This is a genomic window from Streptomyces sp. NPDC001868, from assembly GCF_040297125.1.
Taxonomy (GTDB): Bacteria; Actinomycetota; Actinomycetes; order Streptomycetales; family Streptomycetaceae; genus Streptomyces.
The window spans coordinates 63,139-80,989 of the sequence record NZ_JBEOYO010000038.1 but is presented as its reverse complement, the minus strand read 5'-3'; the positions used below and the strand labels follow the sequence as shown (position 1 = coordinate 80,989).

Sequence of the window (17,851 nt, the reverse complement as noted above, 5' to 3'; positions counted from 1 at the left end):
CAGCGTGGCGCCCTCGGCCTCGGCGAAACCTGCGAACTCCGGCCCCACCGTGACGCCTCCCGCACGATCCACCCCGTACCGGAAGTCCGCCACGACCCCCGCCCCCGGCTGGAAGCCGTATCCCGCCGCCGGAAGGACGGTCAGCTCGTTGACCGATTCACGCGGAAGGTACTCGGTCGGCCGGGCAAGGAACAGGGGCAGTACGTCGTGCGACAGGGCCGTCCCGTCGATGCGGATCGCGTACCCGCGCAGCACCAGCGTGGCGCCCTCGGCCTCGGCGAAACCTGCGAACTCCGGCCCCACCGTGACGCCTCCCGCACGATCCACCCCGTACCGGAAGTCCGCCACGAGCCCCGGCCCCGTCTGGAACCAGTATCCGGTGGCCGGCAGCACCGTCAGCTCGTTCACCGTCGCTCTCGGCAGGTAGCCGCCGAGGCCGAGCATTCCGCCGGGCAGCACGTCGTGCGACAACGCCGTCCCGTCGATGCGGATCGTGCGGCCGTGGACCGTCAGGGTGGCTCCGGACGTGGAGGCATAACCCTCGGTGCCCGGGGCGGTGCCGACCGAACCGTCGACGGCCACGGCGAACTCCAGCTTCCCGGCTCCCCCGCCGAGGCCGTACCGGTGGCAGGGCAGCAGGGACAGATCGTGCGGCCGGTTCGACGTCAGCGTCCTCGCACCGGTGTCCAGCTTGAGGTCGTGGTCCAGGGCGGTCCCGTCCACGCGGACGGGCAACCCGCGCAGCGTCAGGCGGCGGGTGCCGCGGCCCTCGGCGACGGCGTCGAGGGCCGCGTCGAAGTCGAGGGTGCCGTCCCCGGCCACGGAGAAGACGACGTCGGAGGCGGGTGCGGGCTCCTGCCGCAGGCGGTAGGTGCCGGGAGCCGGGAGCGTCACGGTGGGCGGTGGGCTCTTCGACCCGTCGATCGGACCGAGGCCGGCCTCGGGAACGCTGAACGACGGAACGGTGAGCCGCGAGGTGTCGATCTGGATGTCGGCCATCGGTTGCTCCTCGCTGGCGGGCGGTCGTCGGAACGGAGGGTCGTCAGAACGGCGTCGCGCCGCGGATCAGCAAGCGCGGCGCGGCCACGATCCGGGACCGGCTTCGTGCCTGACGCAGAATCTCCGGCTCGGCCGGGTCGCGCGCCCAGCGGCGGATGAAGCCGTCCCAGCCTCCGGTGACGACTTCCCTGCCGTCGGCGGTGACGGTGATCGCCCAGACGCTCAGGTGGGCGGTCTCCAGAGCTGTGCCGACGGGCCGGCCATCGGCCCGCCGCCAGCGGCGTACGGTCCCGTCGTCGCAGCCCGCGACGATCTCGCCGTCCCCGGTCAGGGCGAGGACGCGTACAGGCGCGCCGGCCACGAGAGAGGCGCCGATCGGGCCGCCGCCCACACGGTCCCAACGGCGCACCGTGCCGTCCCGCCCGCCGGTGACGATCTCGGCGCCGTCAGCGGAGACGGCGAGGGCCGGCACGGGGCCGATGTGGCCGCCGAACTGGGTGAGGAGAGCGGCACCCTCGCGGTCCCAGAGGCGGACCGCCCCGTCGTTGCCGGCGGTGACGATCTCCCGGTCCTCGGCGGTGAGGGCCATGGCGCGGACCGCCCCGTCGTGGGCGGCGAGCGGGTCGGCGAGGGATGCGCCGTCGGCCCGGTTCCAGCGCCGTACCGTGCCGTCGTGGGCGGCGGTGAGGAGTTCGGAGCCGTCCCGCGTCGCGCGGAGCGCGAGGATCCAGTCAGCGTGGGCCGTGAGGGGGTCGGTGGCCGGGGTCGAGGTGGTGCGGTGCCAGCGGCCCAGGGTGCCGTCGCTGCCCGCCGTGACGATCTCGGCGTCGTCGGACGTGAGCAGCATCGCCCAGATGCTGCTCCGGTGGGCGACGAACATGGAACAGAGGGCCTCGCCGGTCTCCCGGCGCCAGCGGAGCAGCCGGCCGGCGCCGTCCGCGCTGACGAGCTCGGTCTCGCCCCGGGCGAGCGCGAGGGCGGTCACCGCTCCCTGGCCGTGGTTCACGCGGTGGTCTCCTTCGCCGGGAGCACCCCGTCGAAGGCCAGCCCCGAGGCGCCCTCACCCTGTCCGGCCCGGGCGCGGCGTCCGGTCCAGTGGTAGTGGCGGCCGTCGTGGCCCCTGACGGTGGTGGGGATCCGGGCGGCGTTCACGCCGGAGCGCGGGATCTCCTCGTCCCGGAAGTACACGCGGGGGACCTCCGGTGCGAGGAGGCGGCCGCGTGCCTGGGTGCGCAGGGTTCCGTCCGCGGTGGGCAGGGTCATCCGGCCGCGCCGGAACCGGACGGCGGCCGAGCCGGGTTCGAGCGGTACGGGTACCAGCGGGATCCAGTGGTACGGCACGGCCGTCGCCAGCTGGTACGTGAGGGCGTTGGGGACCTCGGACGGGGCGGGCGGGGCGGCGGCGGGGGTCTCGTCGGCGCGCCGGCGCGCTCTTCCGGTCGCGCTTTGCACCGTGCGTTCGACCGCCCAGGCGAGGTTGGTCATCTCGTCGCGTACGAACAGCACCTCTTCCACGGCGGCTCCTTCGAGTCGGGCTGCCGCCCGGGGCAGCAGTGGCAGGAGGGCGGGGCCAGGGAGCCCGGTGCCGGCGGTGCCGAGCCGGAACAGGGACCAGTGCTCGTCGCCGGCGGCGTCGAGGGCCAGCCGGTCGCCGAAGGTGTCCACGACGGTGAAGCCGGTGACGGCGTGAACGTGGCCCACCTCCAGCTCCAACGGCACCACCCAGTGGTCGTTTCCGTAGACGTTGGCGAACTCCACGAGCAGCAGCCGGGCGAGGTCGCCGGGACCTGCCTCGACGGAGGGCAGGTTGACGGTGGTGTCCTCGAACTCCCACCAGCGTTCGGCGGGCATGCCGGGGTAGGTGGCGCGGGTGGGCAGGAGGGTGCGGGTGGCGGGGTTCGGGTCTGTCAGGGCGGTGGCTTCGGCGTCGATGTCGAAGTGGTAGGCCTCGGCTCCGCCGCCCGGGTACTCGGGCGCGGTCAGGGTGATGCGCCGACCGCCGTGGCGGGCCTCGACGGCGAAGTGGTGTTCGAGGCGGTCGCGCACCCAGCTGGAGCGGGCCGGTGGGCCGTGCTCGGCGGCGAACCAGGTGCTCCACCGGGCCGCGGCCTGCTTGAAGGCGTTCAGGTGAGCCGTGTCCAGACCGGTCGGGTGCCATCCGGCGGCCAGTGCGCGGGCGAGCGCGCCGCCGTGCGGGGCCCGGGCGAGCAGGGCCTGGGCGAGCGCCCGCCCGGCGGGGTCCGCCCGCGGCCCGGCGTCCGGATCCCCCTGCGAGGAAGGGTCGACGAGGGGGAACGCGGCCAGGGCCTGGTCGGTGACGGAGTCCCGGACCGCGGCAGGCAGCGCGCCGAGCTGGCCGAGGAAGCGCAGCCCGGCCCGTGCGGCGGTGCGCAGCGTCAGATCGTGGTCGGAGGGGTCCGGGTCCCGGCCCGCTTCGACGAGGTATTCGAGGGGGACGCCGGGCGGGTAGGGCACGGAGGGGCCGGTGTCGCCGGGCTGGAAGCGGTCCACGGCGGCCGCGGTCGTGGACACGGAGCAGGCGACGGGCGAACCGCCGTCCTCGCCGTGGAACTCGGCCAGTTGCCATTGGCGGGCCAGGAGGAAGAGGGGGTCGGCGATCCGGGCTTCGAGGGCTTCGTCGAGCTGTCCCCCGGTGCCCCGGGGGCGGATGTGGGGCTCGATGCGGTGGTACTGGGCGAAGACCGCCTTGTCGTCGGCCATGTTCAGGCCTCCTGGTCTGTGATCTTGGTGATCGCGCCCTTGGCGATGTGGGACTTCATGATTTCCAGGAGCGAGACGCCGGGGGCGGTGCCGAGCGATTCCTGGGGCAGGTAGACGCCGGGCAGGTAGCGGCCGACCCAGCCAAGTGCCTGGAGGTCCACCAGGCGCAGCTCGGTGAGGTCGAGTGCCTCGCGCACGGTCTCGCCGAGCAGTCCGGCGGTCCAGGGGCTGCCCACGACCGGTGGTACGGCGAGGAGGACGGCCTGTGGGGGACGGGCGCCGGGTGCGTCGTAGTGGAAGGACACCCCCGCCGTGTGCCGCTGGGCGGGGATGAGTTCCGGCCATTCGTCGATCACGAGGACGGCGGCGGGCTTCGCCGGGTCGGCGGCGGGGCGGCCGTGGACGGCGAGTCCGGTGGCGGGGGGCGGTTCGGCCGTGCGGCGGGCGCCGACCCAGCGGTCGCCGGGGGTGAAGGGGGTCTGTCCGACGCGCAGGGCGAAGTCCCCGCCGGTGCCGGTCGCCTCGCCGAGGACGAGCAGGTCGGCGAGGGCGGCGGCGCCCGGGCGGGCGGTGGCGGCGCGTTCGAGCCAGTCTCGCGGGATGATGTCGTCCGTGCCGCCACGGTCGAGGCCCGGGCCGAAGGAGGCTGTGAGTGCGGCCGGGTCCGGTGGGGTGCCGAGGCCGACGGCGCGGAAGCCGGGTCCAAAGACCTCCCGAAGGGCCGCCGCGGCCGCCTGCGGGCCCGTACCGGCCAGCGCTTTCTGTGCGAGGCCGAGCCGTGAGTGCGCCTCCTGGACGGCGGCCTCCGTGCGGGCGGCCTGGTCGTCGGCGGCGGCCGAGGCCGGTACGACGATGCCGTGGGCGGCGAGCCGTGGCAGGTCCGCGGCCTGTGCGGCTTCTTCGAGGGCGTCGATCGTGCGCTGGGCTCGTCCGCGCAGCTCGGTCTCGTCCAGGACCTGTTCGGGCGGGGTGGCGGCGGGAGCGAGGTCGGTGGGCGCGCCGGGCCGGCCGGTGGCGAGGACCGTGGCGACGGCGCCGGCGAGCGCCTCGAACTCCTGCAGGGAGACTGTCGAGCGGGGCCAGTCGCCGCCGCGCCCGTCGAGGAGTTCGGCGACGGCGTCGCCCGGCAGGTCCCCGGGCCGGTGTGCGGTGAGGGCCTCGCTCAGGGTGGCGCGCAGCTCCCCCGAGGCGGCGAGGGCGATGACGTCCAGGGCGCAGTGACCGGTCAGGGGCCAGGGGTGGGTGCGGGTCGCGGCTGGGGCGGCGTGGCCGGGCCGCCGCCAGGCCGTGCGGAGCCGTACGCGGTCGGTCCGGCCCAGTTGGTGGCCCGCCCAGGCGTCGAGCCTGGGTTCGGCGGCGGCACGTGGCCGGGCGCGCCGATCCGGCCCGTCCCAGCCCTGCGCCGGCGGCGTGTTCTCCGGGACGACGACGAGGAGGCGGTGTGTGACGGGAGTGCCCTGGGCGGGAGTGTCGAGGAATTCCGGGCGGGGCGGTGCCTGTCCGCCGGCGGCGAGGTCGGCGAGGGTCGCCCCGGCCCGGTCGGGGTTGCCGTTGGCGAGTTGGTGCACGCTCTCGGCCAGGAGCAGGTCGCCGACCGCGTCGACGTCCTCGTGCAGGGCCTCCAGGGCGGCCCGGACGACGGGTTCCTCCCGGATCGGGTCCAGGGCAGGGGTGATGCCGGGCTTCAGCAGGCCCATCGCGGTCTCGACGGGGATCTCACCGAGGGCGGCCCCGTCCACGACGTCGTGCGCCGCGACGAAGCCCTGGGCGTCGGGTGCGGGGTGGTGCACGGGACGCAGCGGCCACTGGGCGCGCAACGGGGCGATGACCCGGTCGAGTTCCAGGGGTTCGGAGGCGTTCTCCCGTGCTTCGTGCAGCCGTCGTTCCAGGCGGTAGCCGAGCAGCGCTCCGACGGGCTGGCCCTGGCGCACGCCGTCCAGGACGGCCATGGCGACACGCGTGCGGCCGGAGGTCAGGTTCACGGCGAACGCGCCGGGGTCGGAGGGGTGGGACAGGTATCCGCTGTGCAGGACGGCTGCCGTGGTGGCCTGCGCGAGCGAGGGGGCCAGCACGAAGCCCTCGCTGCGGCGGCCTTCCCTCGGTGAGAGGTCCCGCACCCAGCCGTAGGCCCCCAGCTGGAGTCCCGTGGGCCGTCTGGTGCCGGCCCGCATGGCCAGGAGGCGTACGGTGGCCAGCGAGGTGATCCAGGCGTCGAGCCGGTACGAGGCGAGGTCGAGGCACTCGCCCAGCAGCCGTTCCATGAGCGCGAACGGGTCCTTGCCCGCCTTGGCCCAGTCGTGGACGCGGGTGGCGAGGTAGCGCAGTGCGGCGTCGACCTCGGCCAGGCGGACGCTCCACGGGCGTTCGAGGTCGAGGGGGCGCAGGATGCCCCGGTCGTCGCGGACGGCCTTCGCGACGGCCGACGCGAGCGCGGAGCGCTCGATGTCGACGGCGTCGTGCACGGTGCGCGCGTCGGCCTCGGCGACGCCGGGCAGGGCCAGGCCCAGGGTGGCCTTCATGGCGAACGGCTTCAGTTTGAGGCCGGCTTGGGATACGAGCACCAGTGCCGCCGCGGGCGCGAGCATGACTTCAGCGAAGCGCAGCCGATTGTTCTTCACGAGCTCCGAGGCGTATGCGGCCGCCGCGGCGGCGTGGCCGTACTCGAGGTTGGCGCTGTGCCGCAGCAGCGCTTCGAGGAGGGTGCGGGCCCGGCTGGGGCGGACCAGGAGGTGGATGAGCTCGAAGCGGTCGACCACCCCCTCCAGGAAGGCGGCGAGTTCGCCGACGGGGTCGGTGCCCTCGGCCAGGTCCGTCAGGCGGGCGGCGGGCAGCCACAGGCGGCTGGGGTGCCGTGCGTTCTGGTGGCGGGAGACGACGGGCTCGTAGTCGAGGCCGAGGGCCCGGTTCAGGGCGGCGGACAGCCGGGCTTCGGGTCCGGCGCCGCACTCGGGCACCAGGCCCAGGAGGCGGTTGGTGTAGCAGGCGTTGAGGGCGCCCCGGACGGCGCGCACGTCGACCGATCTCGACACCGCGGCGAGGCCCAGGGCGCGCAGCACGTCGCTTTCGCCCTTGGGCAGGGGAAGGGCCTGTTCGGGCGGCTCGGCGGGTCCGCCGACCCGGGGCAGCGTATCGACGCCGACCTGCCAGAAGGGGCGCAGGGTGGTCAGCACGCGGTGCATTCCGGCGAGTTGGCCCCGTTCGCGGCCCGGCTGCGGGTCGGGCTGCCAGCGACGCATCACCGTCAGGGGCAGCACGCCGTACGGCTGCTTGCCGAGGCGCAGCGCAGGCAGCGGGCCCCGGGCGCGTACGAGGTCCGCCTGGTGCAGACGCAGCCAGTCCAGGTCGATGCCGGTCTCCTGGGTGCGGCTGCCACTCTCCATGAGCTGGTCCAGAAAGAAGTCGCCGGTGGCGCTCCACAGGGCCAGCTGGAGGGCGCGCGCGTCGGCCTGTTCCGGGTCGGTGCCGCCGGACAGCTCGGCCGCCGCGGCTTCCGGGATGCCGAGGGCGGTGGCCAAGCGGGTGGCGTTGGCCCATGGATCGGGTGCGGGGGCCGCCGCGGCGGGCGCGGGCAGCAGGGCGTCCACGTCGGGTGGCCGCTCCGGGGTGCGGCGGGCCTGCGGGACGTTGTTCGTGGGGGTGTCCTGCGCGACGAACGCGGCTTGGCCGTCGCGGGCCCGTCCGGTGAGCAACCGGGCGACCCGTTCCGCCGAGGCCTGCGGGTCCAGGGAGGCGGACACGCCGAAGGCGATGACGCGCGAGAGCAGCGGGCGGCGCGTCGGGTCGTAACCGGGCTTGTCGAGAGGGACGGTGACCGCGAGGCCGTTGTCGCGGGCGGTGGCGAAATGGGTGAGCCAGTGCAGGCCCGGGTCGGTCAGCGGGCCGCTGCCGTCCGCTGCGGGCGGAGCGGCCGGGGCGTCGGGGTCCGGGCCGACCTGGAGGGTGTCCGGTACGGCCTCGCCGCGTCGCTCGCCGACGAGGATCTCGCCGTCGGGGGTCTGCTGGAAGGCCTGGACGATGAACTGGTCGGGCAGAGTGGAGGCGGTGGACGGCCGGTCCCAGCCACGGGAGCGGGTGGGCAGGTCGGTGGGCCAGGCCGGTTCGGGGCCGGTCTCGCTCTCGGCCAGGGGAGCTTCGGGGCGGTCGTCGGCGGTGGGGGCCAGCAGGGTGGCGATCTGGCGGGCCCGGGCGGCACCGAGCGCTCCGCACAGCTGCTCCCAGGCGCCGAGCCGGATGCGGTCCCGGTCTCCGGCCCCGTTCTCGGTGCGTCCGGCTCGGAAGACGGTGCGCCAGTACCGCTTGCCCTGCTGGACCTCGCCCTCGGTGGGCAGGGGGTCGTGGCTGTCGATGTGGATGTCGTCGGGGAAGATCCGCACGTCGACGCTGGTGGCCGGCCCGCCGGACGGCCGCAGCCGGGTCTCGAGGCGCACCGGGGCGAGCATGAGCGGCACCTCGGGATCCAGCCTGGCGAACAGTTCGTCCACGTCGGTCACGGCGGTGAACGTGCGCAGGGCCTCGTGCAGGGCGTGGTGAGCGGCCCTCGCCTCCTCGTAGGCGGCGCGGCGTCGGGCAGGGGTGGCGTCGGGGCCGAGACCGGCACGTCGCTGCTCGGCCTCGGCGACGGCCGCGCGCAGCGGTGCGAGGTCAGTCATCCGGTCTGTCTCCCTGGGGTGGGTGCGGGTCGGTACGGGCCGGGTCGGTGGGGGCCGGAATCGGTCCTCCGGTGGGGGTGGACCCGGCTAGGGGCCCAGCAGCCGTTCGGCGGGCATGACCACGCGTACGGGCTGCTGGTAGCACTGCCGGGCGATGCCCGCGGCACCGCCCTCGCCCCAGACGAGGCCGGCGACGTCGACGTTGGCACGGCGGTCCCCCGGGACGTGGGTCGATCGGTCGAACTCCTCGAAGGAGCCGAAGAAGTGGCTCCAGTCGAGGTTGTTCCAGTCGTCGGCGTCGGTGGGCGGGGTGGTCTCGGCGGGCGGGACGTAGGTGCGGCCCCACGCGTCCGACGAAGGGTTCGCGAGGATCTCGTCGCTGGGGTCGTCCAAGCCGAACCGCGGCTCGGTGGGCTGCTCGGCGATGACGAAGCACCAGTCGTGGCCGACGATGTCGTCGAGCAGCAGGTCGAATCCGATGAAAGCGGTGTCGGGATCCAGGGCGCCGCGGAAGAGCGGCTGGACGGCCTTGGAGTCGTCGGGCTCCCGCCCGGCTCCCGGGGTGGCCGGGGCCGGCAGGAGCGGTGCCGCGTAGATGAGCGCGCCGGGGTAGCGGCGCAGCAGCGCGCTGCGCAGGAGGAGGACGACCCGGTCGGGGGGCACCGTCAGGTGGCTGCCGAGCGGGGCGTCGGTGGACCACTCGTGCAGCTTCCGCATCTCGGTGCCGGTGCCCCAGAAGCAGTCGAAGTAGGTGCCGCGCTGGTCGGTGGGGTATTCGCGCCAGCGCAGTTCACGGGCGAACTCGTGGTTGAGGCCCGCCATATAGGAGGCGATGAACTCGGGGTTGGTGACGGCGAGCGCCGCGCTGTCCGGCGGTACCTTCTCCAGTCCGGCGAGCATCCACTCGGTGGACTGGCCGGCCAGCGGCCGCCACATGGGGTCGGGGAAGCGGGGTGCCCACTGGACGGGGGCGGTGCCGGCGCCTCCTCCGGGACGTTCGACGCGGGCGGCGACGACGGTCTCCACGGTCGCGTGCGGGTGGATCTGTTCGGTGACGGCGGTCTGGGCCGCGGGTGCGGGGAAGGGGTCGCGGGGTGGGACGGGCGGCAGGTCGGCGGGGCGGACGGACTGCTCCTGGGCGTCCACGGCCATGCCGTGGGTGTCGCCCGGGGTCAGGTCAAGGACGGCGGGGGCGGGCAGCCGCTCGCCGAGGTGGGCCAGGCCCTCCTTCCCGAAGAGGCTGCCCAGGGTGATGCCGCCGCCCTGCTGCCAGCCTCCGAGGATCTCGCCGAGCCGGTCGGGCGTCCACACCTCGCCGGCCGGCGGAGAGCCGTCGTGGAGCCGGTGCCAGCCGCCGGAGCAGTCGGCGCGCCAGGTGCCCTCGGTGGCAGTGTGGTCCCAGTCCCAGGTGCCGGGGCAGGAGCCGTGGAAGACGCCGGAAGCGGTGGACGACCGCCAGGTGCCGTTGAACGCGCCCTCGGAGACGTCGGCGGGGTCGTCCCAGACCCCTGCGGCGACGCCCTGCCAGGTGCCTCCGTCGTCGGAGGTCTGCCAGGTGCCGGTGAAGACGAGGTGCCAGACGCCGTCGCGCGTCCCCAGGCCGTTCGAGAGGTACCGGCCGGTGAAGACGCCGCGCCAGGTGCCGGGGCCCGCGCCGGGGCCGACGGCGCCGGGGCCGAACGTGCCGTGCGCCTCTCCCTTCCAGGAGCCGCTGAGACCGGTCGGAGGGGTCGGGGGGCCCCAGTGTCCGAACCACATGCCCTTGAAGCCGGTGGTGGCCGTGGCTCCGCCCGCCGCGGTCAGCAGTCCCACGGGAGCGACGCGGCCGGACGGGAAGAGCAGGGTGCCCTGGGGGGTGAGCTTCGTGTCGGCGAGGAATTCGGCCGGCACCTCGATCTCCCGTACCGCGCCGAGACGGAAGACGGCGTCGAGCACGTCGGGCCGCATGGCCGGCAGGGCGCCGAGCTGCCCCGCGGAGAGGTCGCTGACCTCGGCGCGCCGGAGGACCTCGGCGCCCAGTGCCTTCCAGGCGGGTGTCGCGGCCGCCGCCGCGCCGAAGGCGGCCCGCACGGCGGGCAGCCGGTCGGCGCCGACGACGCGTTCGGGTGCGACGGCGAAGGCGAGGGTGCCGTCGGGGGTGCGGGGCACGGTGGCCAGTCCCTCACTGGCCAGGGCGAGCTTCGCCATCGTGGCGGTGAAGGGCCGGGCAGCGGGCGCCGGATCCTCCGGCGGGTTCACCAGCTCGACGCGCCGGCTGAGCGGCCCGAGGGGGCGGACCGCGCGCCGGAAGGTGGTGGTGGCCATGGCGGTGGGCAGGCTGCTCGCCCGCACCGCGTGGGCCAGGGTGGCGGCGCCGAGGAGGGTACGGCTGCGCAGCGGCGCCACGAGGTGCAGGAACTCGTCGGTGCTGAGCGGCTGTACGTGCCGCGCGTGCAGCCGGGCACCGACCAGTCTGGCCAGCCGGGCCAGGTCGAGGAAGCGGTTGACCTCCCGCGCGCCGGCCAGCTGGGTCCAGGCGGAGGCCATCAGCTGTTCCTGCTCGCGCTGGACGGACCGGGTGCCGAGGCCCGCGGCCACACGCCAGCGCGGGTCGAGGTTGAGGGTGTCGAGCCAGCCCGTCGACCCGGGTTCGGCCTTCTTGGCGAGGGCGTGGAACCGCCCGTAGAGCGGCGGCGCCACCTCCGGGTCCTCGTCGCTGTCGTCGTCGCGCACACCCTCGATGGAGGCGGCGAGCGACTTCTGCCACTTGCCGCTGGGCGCGTCGACGGGCCAGGGATCGCGGGGAGCGAGCTCCGGGCTCCGCAGCGCGCTCTCGACCCGCTGCACGAGCTGTCCGGGCCCCGCGTCCTGCGGCCTCGGCCTGCTGATGTCCATCGGCCTGCGGCCGGCTCCTTCGATGCGCTGGTACCGGAGGCGGTCGGCGAGGCTCTCGAAGTCACCCGCCTCGCCGGTGGAGAAGGTCCACGAGTGGTACACCGGCAGGTCGGACTCGAAGGCCGGATCCGCCTGCCAGGCGGGCGAGAGGCCTCCCCCGGTCTGGTTGTGCCCGGCTCGCCGCCCGGCCTCGAACGAGGGCACCAGACAGGCCACGTACTCGGTGTGCGGCAGCAGCCGCCGCGGTGCCAGCAGCCGGGAGACGGAGGTCCGGTCGTCGCCCTCGTGCCCGACGATCGTCTGCACGTGCGCCCACAGGTACAGGTGGGCGGGGTCGGGGAGTTCGCGGCCGGACACCCGCAGCACGGGCAGCGGCCGCCCGGCCTCCCGCCCGGGTCGGGCGGTGCGGGCGGGTACGCAGACGAGCGCGAGCCACGGCCTCAGCTCACCGCCGGAAGCCGCGGCCAGGGGGGTGAACAGCCAGGGCAGGTCGGTGCGGTCGAACTCCACCATGGGGAACTTGGTGGTCTCGGCATCCGGGGTACCGGGCAGCGGGTACCGCCTGACGATCTGCCGCACGTCGAGGGAGCGTACGTCTCCGGGGCCGTACAGCTCCACGGGCACCGGCCGTTCGGGACGCTCGTTGACGGACGCGGCGGCGGCGAGGACGCCACGGACGGGGGTGGCGTCACGCAGGTTGTCGACGTGCGTCAGGGAGGCCGCGGCCCCCGACCGGGCCCACGAGGAGAAGGCGTACCGGGTCATGGCGTGGCGACCGCCTTCAACTCGTGGGCGGGGATCACGTGGAGCAGCGCGGTGCGACCGAGCGGGGCGCCGAGGGCGGCCTTGCGCAGCAGCTCGGACGCCTCGGTGAAGGTGGCCTTGGATGACAGCCCGTCGGCCGCGGTGAGGGTGCCCGCCTTGGCGACGGCGAACATGAGCGGCTTCAGGGCCGCCCGCACGGGCGGGCTGTGGTATCGGATCCGGTCGCCGCGGATCGCGCTGGTCGCGACCGCGCTGTGCAGGAGTGCGCCGGTGAGGTGACCGGCGCCCAGCAGCCAGGGGGTGACCGACTGTGGTGGTTCGCCTCGCTCGCCGATCCACTTCGTCTCGTAGCGGACGTCCACGGTGTGGCTCGGAGCGGTCGGCCGAGCCACCGGTGGGGTCAGCTCGCTGCCCGACGGCAGGGCTTCGAACGCGGGCTGGGTGAGCTTTTCGTCGTCGGTGAGGTCGAAGAAGTCGGCGCGGGCGAACTGTTCCCGGACGGGCGAGGCGGTGCCCGTGCCCGTGGCAAAGCGGACGTCCACGCCGTAAGCCTTCGGTGGCCCGGGGAGCCGGCCGGGGCCGAAGCGGGTCACCTCCACGTCCAGGGGGATCACACGCTGGCTGAAACGGAGCCGGCCGAGGGGGTGCAGCAGTCGGGCGCCGGCACCCGCCGGGTCGCGGCGCAGGGTCACCAGGGCAGTGGCGCCTTCCGGCAGGACCGGCTCCCAGCTGCGGGGGTTGTCGAGTTCCCGTTCCAGGAGCACGGCGATGTCCGGCACCGGCGGGGACGCGGCCACCGCGGTGCAGCCCCAGTGCTCGTCGAAGGGGAATTCCACGTCGATGAAGAAGAGGGAGACGGAGGCCCGGCCGGCGACGTGCCAGCAGGGCGTAGGTCCTTCGAGGCGGACGCGCAGATCGACCGAGCACAGGCTCATGCCGTCGAAGCGGAGGTGGAAGGAGCCGTACAGGTCGAGAACGACCCCGAAGCTGGGCTCCCAGCGCACCAGCGCGTCGAAGCCGAGTCGTCCGCTGACCCCGGTGTCGCGGGTGCCGATGACGACGCTCAATGCGGCTCCGGCCTGGATGGTACCGGGAGTCAGGGCGAAGTACCCGGTGAAGACGATCCGCAGGAACGGGGAGTCGGCGATGGTGAGGGAGAGCGGCCGCGGCGTGGGGAACCCGGCGGGCACGGGGAAGCCCGGGTGGAATCCGCCGGCGCTGAGGACGAACGCGGCGCCGGAACCGCTCTGGAGCCGCACCGCGATTCCGCCGTCGATGCCGGAGGTCAGCAGCCGGGATCCGGCGAGGTCGCCGACCAGTTCCGCCAGGCCGGCACCGGAGTCCACGAAGCCCGCGAGGGAGGCGCGGAGGTCGAGGACCGGTGCCTCGGGAGCGGGCACCGCGACCCTGAGCCGGCCGAGCAGGGCGATGTCCCCGCTGGGCAGCTCCAGGACGATCCCGAGGTCCGCGGTTACGAACGAGATCGGGCGCCCCCAGCCCAGCCGGAGCATCGGTCCGACGACGACGCTGCCGCGCCGGGCCGGGAACACCGAGGCGAGCGTGGACAGAATCTGTGGAGCGGCCCGCGCCGCGTCGTCCGGGAAGAGCACCCGGTCGAGATGGCCCGAGCGCACGACCTCTCCCAGAGCCGCCCGGTCGATGGCGTGGCCGATGCCGAGGATGCCGCCGACGGCGTTGAGGGTGAAGGCGAGGCCGAGTTCGATCGGCGGGGTGAAGTGGGCGCTGAGTGCGACGAGGAGGGACGGGCCCCGCGGCCGCAGGATGGCGAACGCCCGGACGTCCACCACGCCGAGGGCGAGTTCCAGGGCGCCCCCGTACTCGTCGCCGCGCCGTTCGAGGAAACCGGCGCCTCGCGCCGGCCCCACCTCCAGGCTCAGCCCGAGCCCGGTCGCACGGACCGGCGTGTCCGTGCCTCCCGGAGTCACCTCGCCGCCGATCCCGTCGATCGTGCCGTCGGCGAGCTCCAGGAGCGAGGCGCCGAAGGACGCGGTGAACCGCAGCCCTCGGCCGGCTCCCGATCCGGACGCGGGCGCCAGGGACAGGGTGGGCGCGCGCAGTCCCGGCGGGGCGACCCGCAGTGGCACGGACACGCCGTTCTTCCCGCCTCCCTGAAAGCGGGCGCCTTGGGCGTCGAGCCGGGCCTGGACGTCGCCTTCGAGGACCACGCCGCCCGGTGCGAGTAGCCCGACCAACGGGTCGTCCGGCAGGGTGAGCCGCACACCGCTCAGAGCGAGGCTCAGCGCGGCGGTCGCCGCCTGGCCTGCCGGCGGCGCGGTGAGGGTCAGGGCCGCGTCCTGGCGTACGTGGAGGACGGTGGCGAGCCGGAGCGGTCCGAGGCGCACGGCGAAGGAGACCGTGCCATCGGCGGGAACGGTCTCGCCGAGGATCTGCACCTGGTCCGCGGTCACGGCGAGGAGGTCCGGAACGGTGAAGTTCCAGTCGGGTACGGCCTGGTCCGCCGCGTCGCCGAGCAGCGTCAGCAGCGCGGGCCACAGCTCGCCGGCCTGGTCGGCGTCGGGTGCGCCGAGGCGGGACAGCAGCGCCGCCGGAGTCAGCTGCCCGCCGGGAAGCCCGAGCGCCTCCGCCAGTTTCGCGCGCCTCTGCGTGCCTTCGAGGGCGCCCAGGGCCGACAGGACTCCCGACAGCGCGCTCCGCAGCTGGACGGCGAGATCGGCGACGGTCCTGCTCATGCGATCCCACTCGCTCGCGGCACGACGGCTCCTTACTGGGGGCTTGGCACAGGGCTACGGCCCCCGCCCGACGCACGACTATCCGCGCCGCCCGTCACCCGCGCAACGCGGAAACGCCGGGACCACCCGGCCGGGTCAGCGGGGTTACTCCCCCAGGGGACATCGCTCCGGGACGCGCAGCCCAGGGGGGTGTCGATCGGGTGGATCGGGTCAGGCGCCGTTGACCGCCAGGAGGCGGTGGGTGCGGGGGCTCGCGCCGGTGAGGGCGAAGGGGATGCCGAGGCCGCCGTACATGCGGTGGGCGCGGGCGAGGGCGCTCAGGGCCGCGGGGATGGGGTCGGCGGTGGGAAGTTCGACGACGACCCGGACGGGACGGTGGGTCTGGACGGGGGCCTGGTTCTGGAGCGCCGCAGCGGCGCGGTTGGTGACGTCCAGGTCGTGGTCGAGCGCGACGTGCAGGACCTCATGGCGAACGACGTGGCTGATGAGCACGGTGTCTTTTCGGGCCTTCTCCACCTCGTTCGTCAGTCGGCTGTGCTGACGTGCATGGCGATGGGGTAGTGGTCGGAGTAGCCGTCTTCGTTGATCTCCTTGCCCATGCCGCCGAAGAGGACGGGTGCGGGGTAGCGTCCGGTGCCGACCATGGCGGCGGGGTCGGTGACGATGTGGACCGAGCCGGGTTCGGCGCGGAACGCGGCGCCGGTGGTGAGCATGTTCTTGTTGACCAGGAACTGGTCCAGGACGTTGGCCTGGTTCTCGAAGTAGTAGGTGCCGGACGGGCGGGGGCCGGGCTGGTCGTCGGTGCCCAGCACGGGCCACATCAGGTTGAACAGCCGGTGCGCGGTGGTGGAGTTGAGGACCTTTTTGCGTTGTCGGCTGCTCAGGGCGTGCTGGGTCAGTGATGGGTCGAAGGGTTCGTCGTTGAAGTCGCCCATGGCGAGGACCGGGGTGTCCGGCCCGTGTACTTCGACGGCGCGTTCGTGGAAGTAGGCGAGGGTTTCCCCGGCCACGGCGCGGTAGGGCGCCGACTCCAGCTGGCCGCCGCTGCGGGAGGGCCAGTGGTTGGCGAATACCGCCCAGGTCTGTCCTTGGGCGGTTTCGAAGTTGACGTGGAGAATTTCGCGGGTGCCGGTGCGGCGCATCACGACGTGCTGGAACACTTGGTCGGCGGGTGCGGTGAACATCGTGGAGTCGAAGATGAACGCCACGTCGATACCCCGGTGGTCGGAGGTGTCGGCGTGCGCGACGTCGTAGGTGCGTCCGGGCACGAGTGCATTGACGGCTGAGGTCAGCTGCTGCATGACGAACTCGTTCTCCACCTCGCAGACCCCCAGCAGGTCCGGTCCCTGGCCGCTGTTCATCTGCGCGATCACCGACGCCAGCTGGCTGATCTTGCGGTCGCGCAGCTGTGGCGTCCAGCCTCGCAGATCGTCACCCAGCACCCGTTGGAGCTTCTCACTGCGCCGCGGGGAGTTCTCTTCGTCGAAAAGGTTCTCGACGTTCCACCAAGCAACGTAGATCGATCCCATGCCTGCCTAGCCCTTCGCCTTGTAGCCGTGACGGTCTTCGAGATGAGCGGGTCTGGTCGCTGAGATCGCAGGAACCCAGATTGCGAACCGAGCTGCCGCTGTGGGTCATGTACGCGCAGCGTCTCTGGCAGTTCCGCCTTCCGCCTGGGCACTGCAATCAGACCTGCGGTCAAGGGTCGCGGCGGACAGGACTGTCATCACCGCGGGCTCCCGCGCGGCGTTGCCGTGGCTTCCTTCCGAAGCCGTCCTCCCGGCAGGTCAGTCGACAGTAGCCTGCGCTGAACGGGGCCTCGGCGGCTCCCGACACAGGTGCGGTCAGAGAAGACGACGCTCACAGCGACGACCACGGCGGCGCATAACACGATCCTGAGCATGCCGACCGAAACAGTCCCCACCTCACTTGCCGGGCGGGATCTCTCTTCCGGTTCATTCCGTCGGCGGTATGGCCAACAGCGTCGACGCAGGTGCCCCCAGGCCAGCATGTGTCACTCGAATGGGTGGAAGCACCTTCGGTGTGCAACCGTCGCAGGCGCTGAAAAGTCCTCCACCGACAACACCGCTCGTTTCACGTGGAGGAGCACCATCTTGCGTAAGCGTTCCATCCTGGCCGTAGCCGTCACCGCGGGCACTGTCGCCGCCCTGGTCCCCGCCGTGTCGGCGCAGGCCGCTGAGTACAGCTCGGCGCTCAAGGTCCGCGGGATCCAGTACGACGCCCCCGGCCGGGACTCCAACAGCTGCTCCACCGGCAACACCGACGCCGAGTACCTGACGGTGAAGAACTACTCGTCCACGGCGACCGTCAACCTCAAGGGCTACGTCGTCAAGGACGCCGCCGGCACCCCCTTCGCCTTTTCCTCCAACCACTACCTTGAGCCCGGCGACTACGTGAAGCTGCGCGGCGGCCACGGCAGCGACTCCGACAAGTACAACGTGGTCTACCGCGACAACTGCAACTTCCTGTGGAACAACGACCGCGACACCATCTACCTGTACAAGCCCTCCGGCAGCCGGGCAGACGTCCACTCCTACACCAAGCGCGGATCCGACGCGGACGGCGACGGATACATTCGCTACCACAATTGAGTCCAGCCGCGGCGGTTGCGGCTCCGGCCCAGCTGCAGGTCGTCAGGGGCTGGGGCACGTCCCACGCGGATGGCCCTGCGTGCGGTGGTCGGGCGAGTGAACGGGGCTTGCGCGTTCTGACGGCCCCAGCCGCCTCTTGCGCTGGTCTCCGGCGACCTGAACCGGCTCCCTTGGGAGCGGTTGCGCAGCCGGTCTCCAGTACTGCGGATGTCGCTCGCTGCGCGGCGGTGTCCGTGCAGTGATCACTTCAGGGCTGTGCGACGGTGTTGCCGGAGCCGGCACCGTTGCACCGCAACATGAGGCAACGTTCGGCAGTACCAGCCTCGCCACCAGCCGCTCTTCCTCGCGCTGGGTTGCCGTGGGGTGTTGCCGCCGAACATCACGCCGCGTCGGTCCACCGATCACGGTCTGCAACACTTTGCGGTTCCCTCATTCTGGACTTTCCCCCGCCATCCGCTGGGGGACAAGTTCCCTTCCCTTGCGGTGGGTTGCATGATCGGAGTATGCGGTGGACCGCTCC

At 73.4% G+C, this 17,851-nt stretch carries 9 protein-coding genes; 1 reads left to right on the top strand and 8 read right to left on the bottom strand.

What is annotated here, in order from left to right:
- The 8 genes from ABT147_RS33295 to ABT147_RS33260 form a co-directional block, all read right to left on the bottom strand.
- On the bottom strand, positions 1-999 hold a 999-nt coding region (locus ABT147_RS33295; protein ID WP_351413173.1), incomplete at its 3' end, for an Ig-like domain repeat protein.
- 43 nt (positions 1,000-1,042) lie between these two features.
- Entirely contained in the window at positions 1,043-2,005 is a 963-nt protein-coding gene (locus ABT147_RS33290; protein WP_351413170.1) for a WD40 repeat domain-containing protein, read from the bottom strand.
- Complete coding sequence (locus ABT147_RS33285) at positions 2,002-3,720, bottom strand: hypothetical protein (protein ID WP_351413169.1); 1,719 nt, start codon at positions 3,718-3,720, stop codon at positions 2,002-2,004. Before ABT147_RS33285 ends, ABT147_RS33290 begins: the two co-directional genes overlap by 4 nt.
- 2 nt (positions 3,721-3,722) lie before the next feature.
- Positions 3,723-8,369, bottom strand: coding sequence for a hypothetical protein (locus ABT147_RS33280; RefSeq protein ID WP_351413167.1), 4,647 nt, complete (start codon positions 8,367-8,369; stop codon positions 3,723-3,725).
- Between the two features lie 87 nt (positions 8,370-8,456).
- The gene (locus ABT147_RS33275; protein ID WP_351413165.1) at positions 8,457-12,008 is read right to left on the bottom strand and encodes a hypothetical protein; all 3,552 of its coding nucleotides are present in this window, start codon (positions 12,006-12,008) and stop codon (positions 8,457-8,459) included.
- Positions 12,005-14,719 (bottom strand): DUF6603 domain-containing protein, encoded by a 2,715-nt coding sequence (locus tag ABT147_RS33270; protein WP_351413162.1) that lies wholly within the window; start codon positions 14,717-14,719, stop codon positions 12,005-12,007. The genes ABT147_RS33275 and ABT147_RS33270 overlap by 4 nt, the downstream gene beginning before the upstream one ends.
- Before the next feature lie 210 nt (positions 14,720-14,929).
- Positions 14,930-15,211: an STAS domain-containing protein gene (locus ABT147_RS33265; protein WP_351413160.1), complete on the bottom strand. Its 282-nt coding sequence runs from the start codon at positions 15,209-15,211 to the stop codon at positions 14,930-14,932.
- A gap of 32 nt (positions 15,212-15,243) precedes the next feature.
- On the bottom strand, positions 15,244-16,248 hold the full coding sequence (locus tag ABT147_RS33260) for an endonuclease/exonuclease/phosphatase family protein (protein WP_351413158.1): 1,005 nt from the start codon (positions 16,246-16,248) through the stop codon (positions 15,244-15,246).
- A gap of 585 nt (positions 16,249-16,833) precedes the next feature.
- Between ABT147_RS33260 and ABT147_RS33255 the strand changes: the two genes are divergently transcribed.
- A complete protein-coding gene (locus ABT147_RS33255; protein ID WP_351413155.1) occupies positions 16,834-17,331 on the top strand; it encodes a lamin tail domain-containing protein in 498 nt (165 codons plus the stop codon).
- Positions 17,332-17,851 lie beyond the last annotated feature (520 nt).

Bases quoted from the DNA above. Each gene is read 5' to 3' on its own strand.
- ABT147_RS33285 (WP_351413169.1), bottom strand. From the start codon at position 3,720: ATGGCCGACGACAAGGCGGTCTTCGCCCAGTACCACCGCATCGAGCCC.
- ABT147_RS33280 (WP_351413167.1), bottom strand. From the start codon at position 8,369: ATGACTGACCTCGCACCGCTGCGCGCGGCCGTCGCCGAGGCCGAGCAG.
- ABT147_RS33275 (WP_351413165.1), bottom strand. From the start codon at position 12,008: ATGACCCGGTACGCCTTCTCCTCGTGGGCCCGGTCGGGGGCCGCGGCC.
- ABT147_RS33270 (WP_351413162.1), bottom strand. From the start codon at position 14,719: ATGAGCAGGACCGTCGCCGATCTCGCCGTCCAGCTGCGGAGCGCGCTG.
- ABT147_RS33260 (WP_351413158.1), bottom strand. From the start codon at position 16,248: ATGGGATCGATCTACGTTGCTTGGTGGAACGTCGAGAACCTTTTCGAC.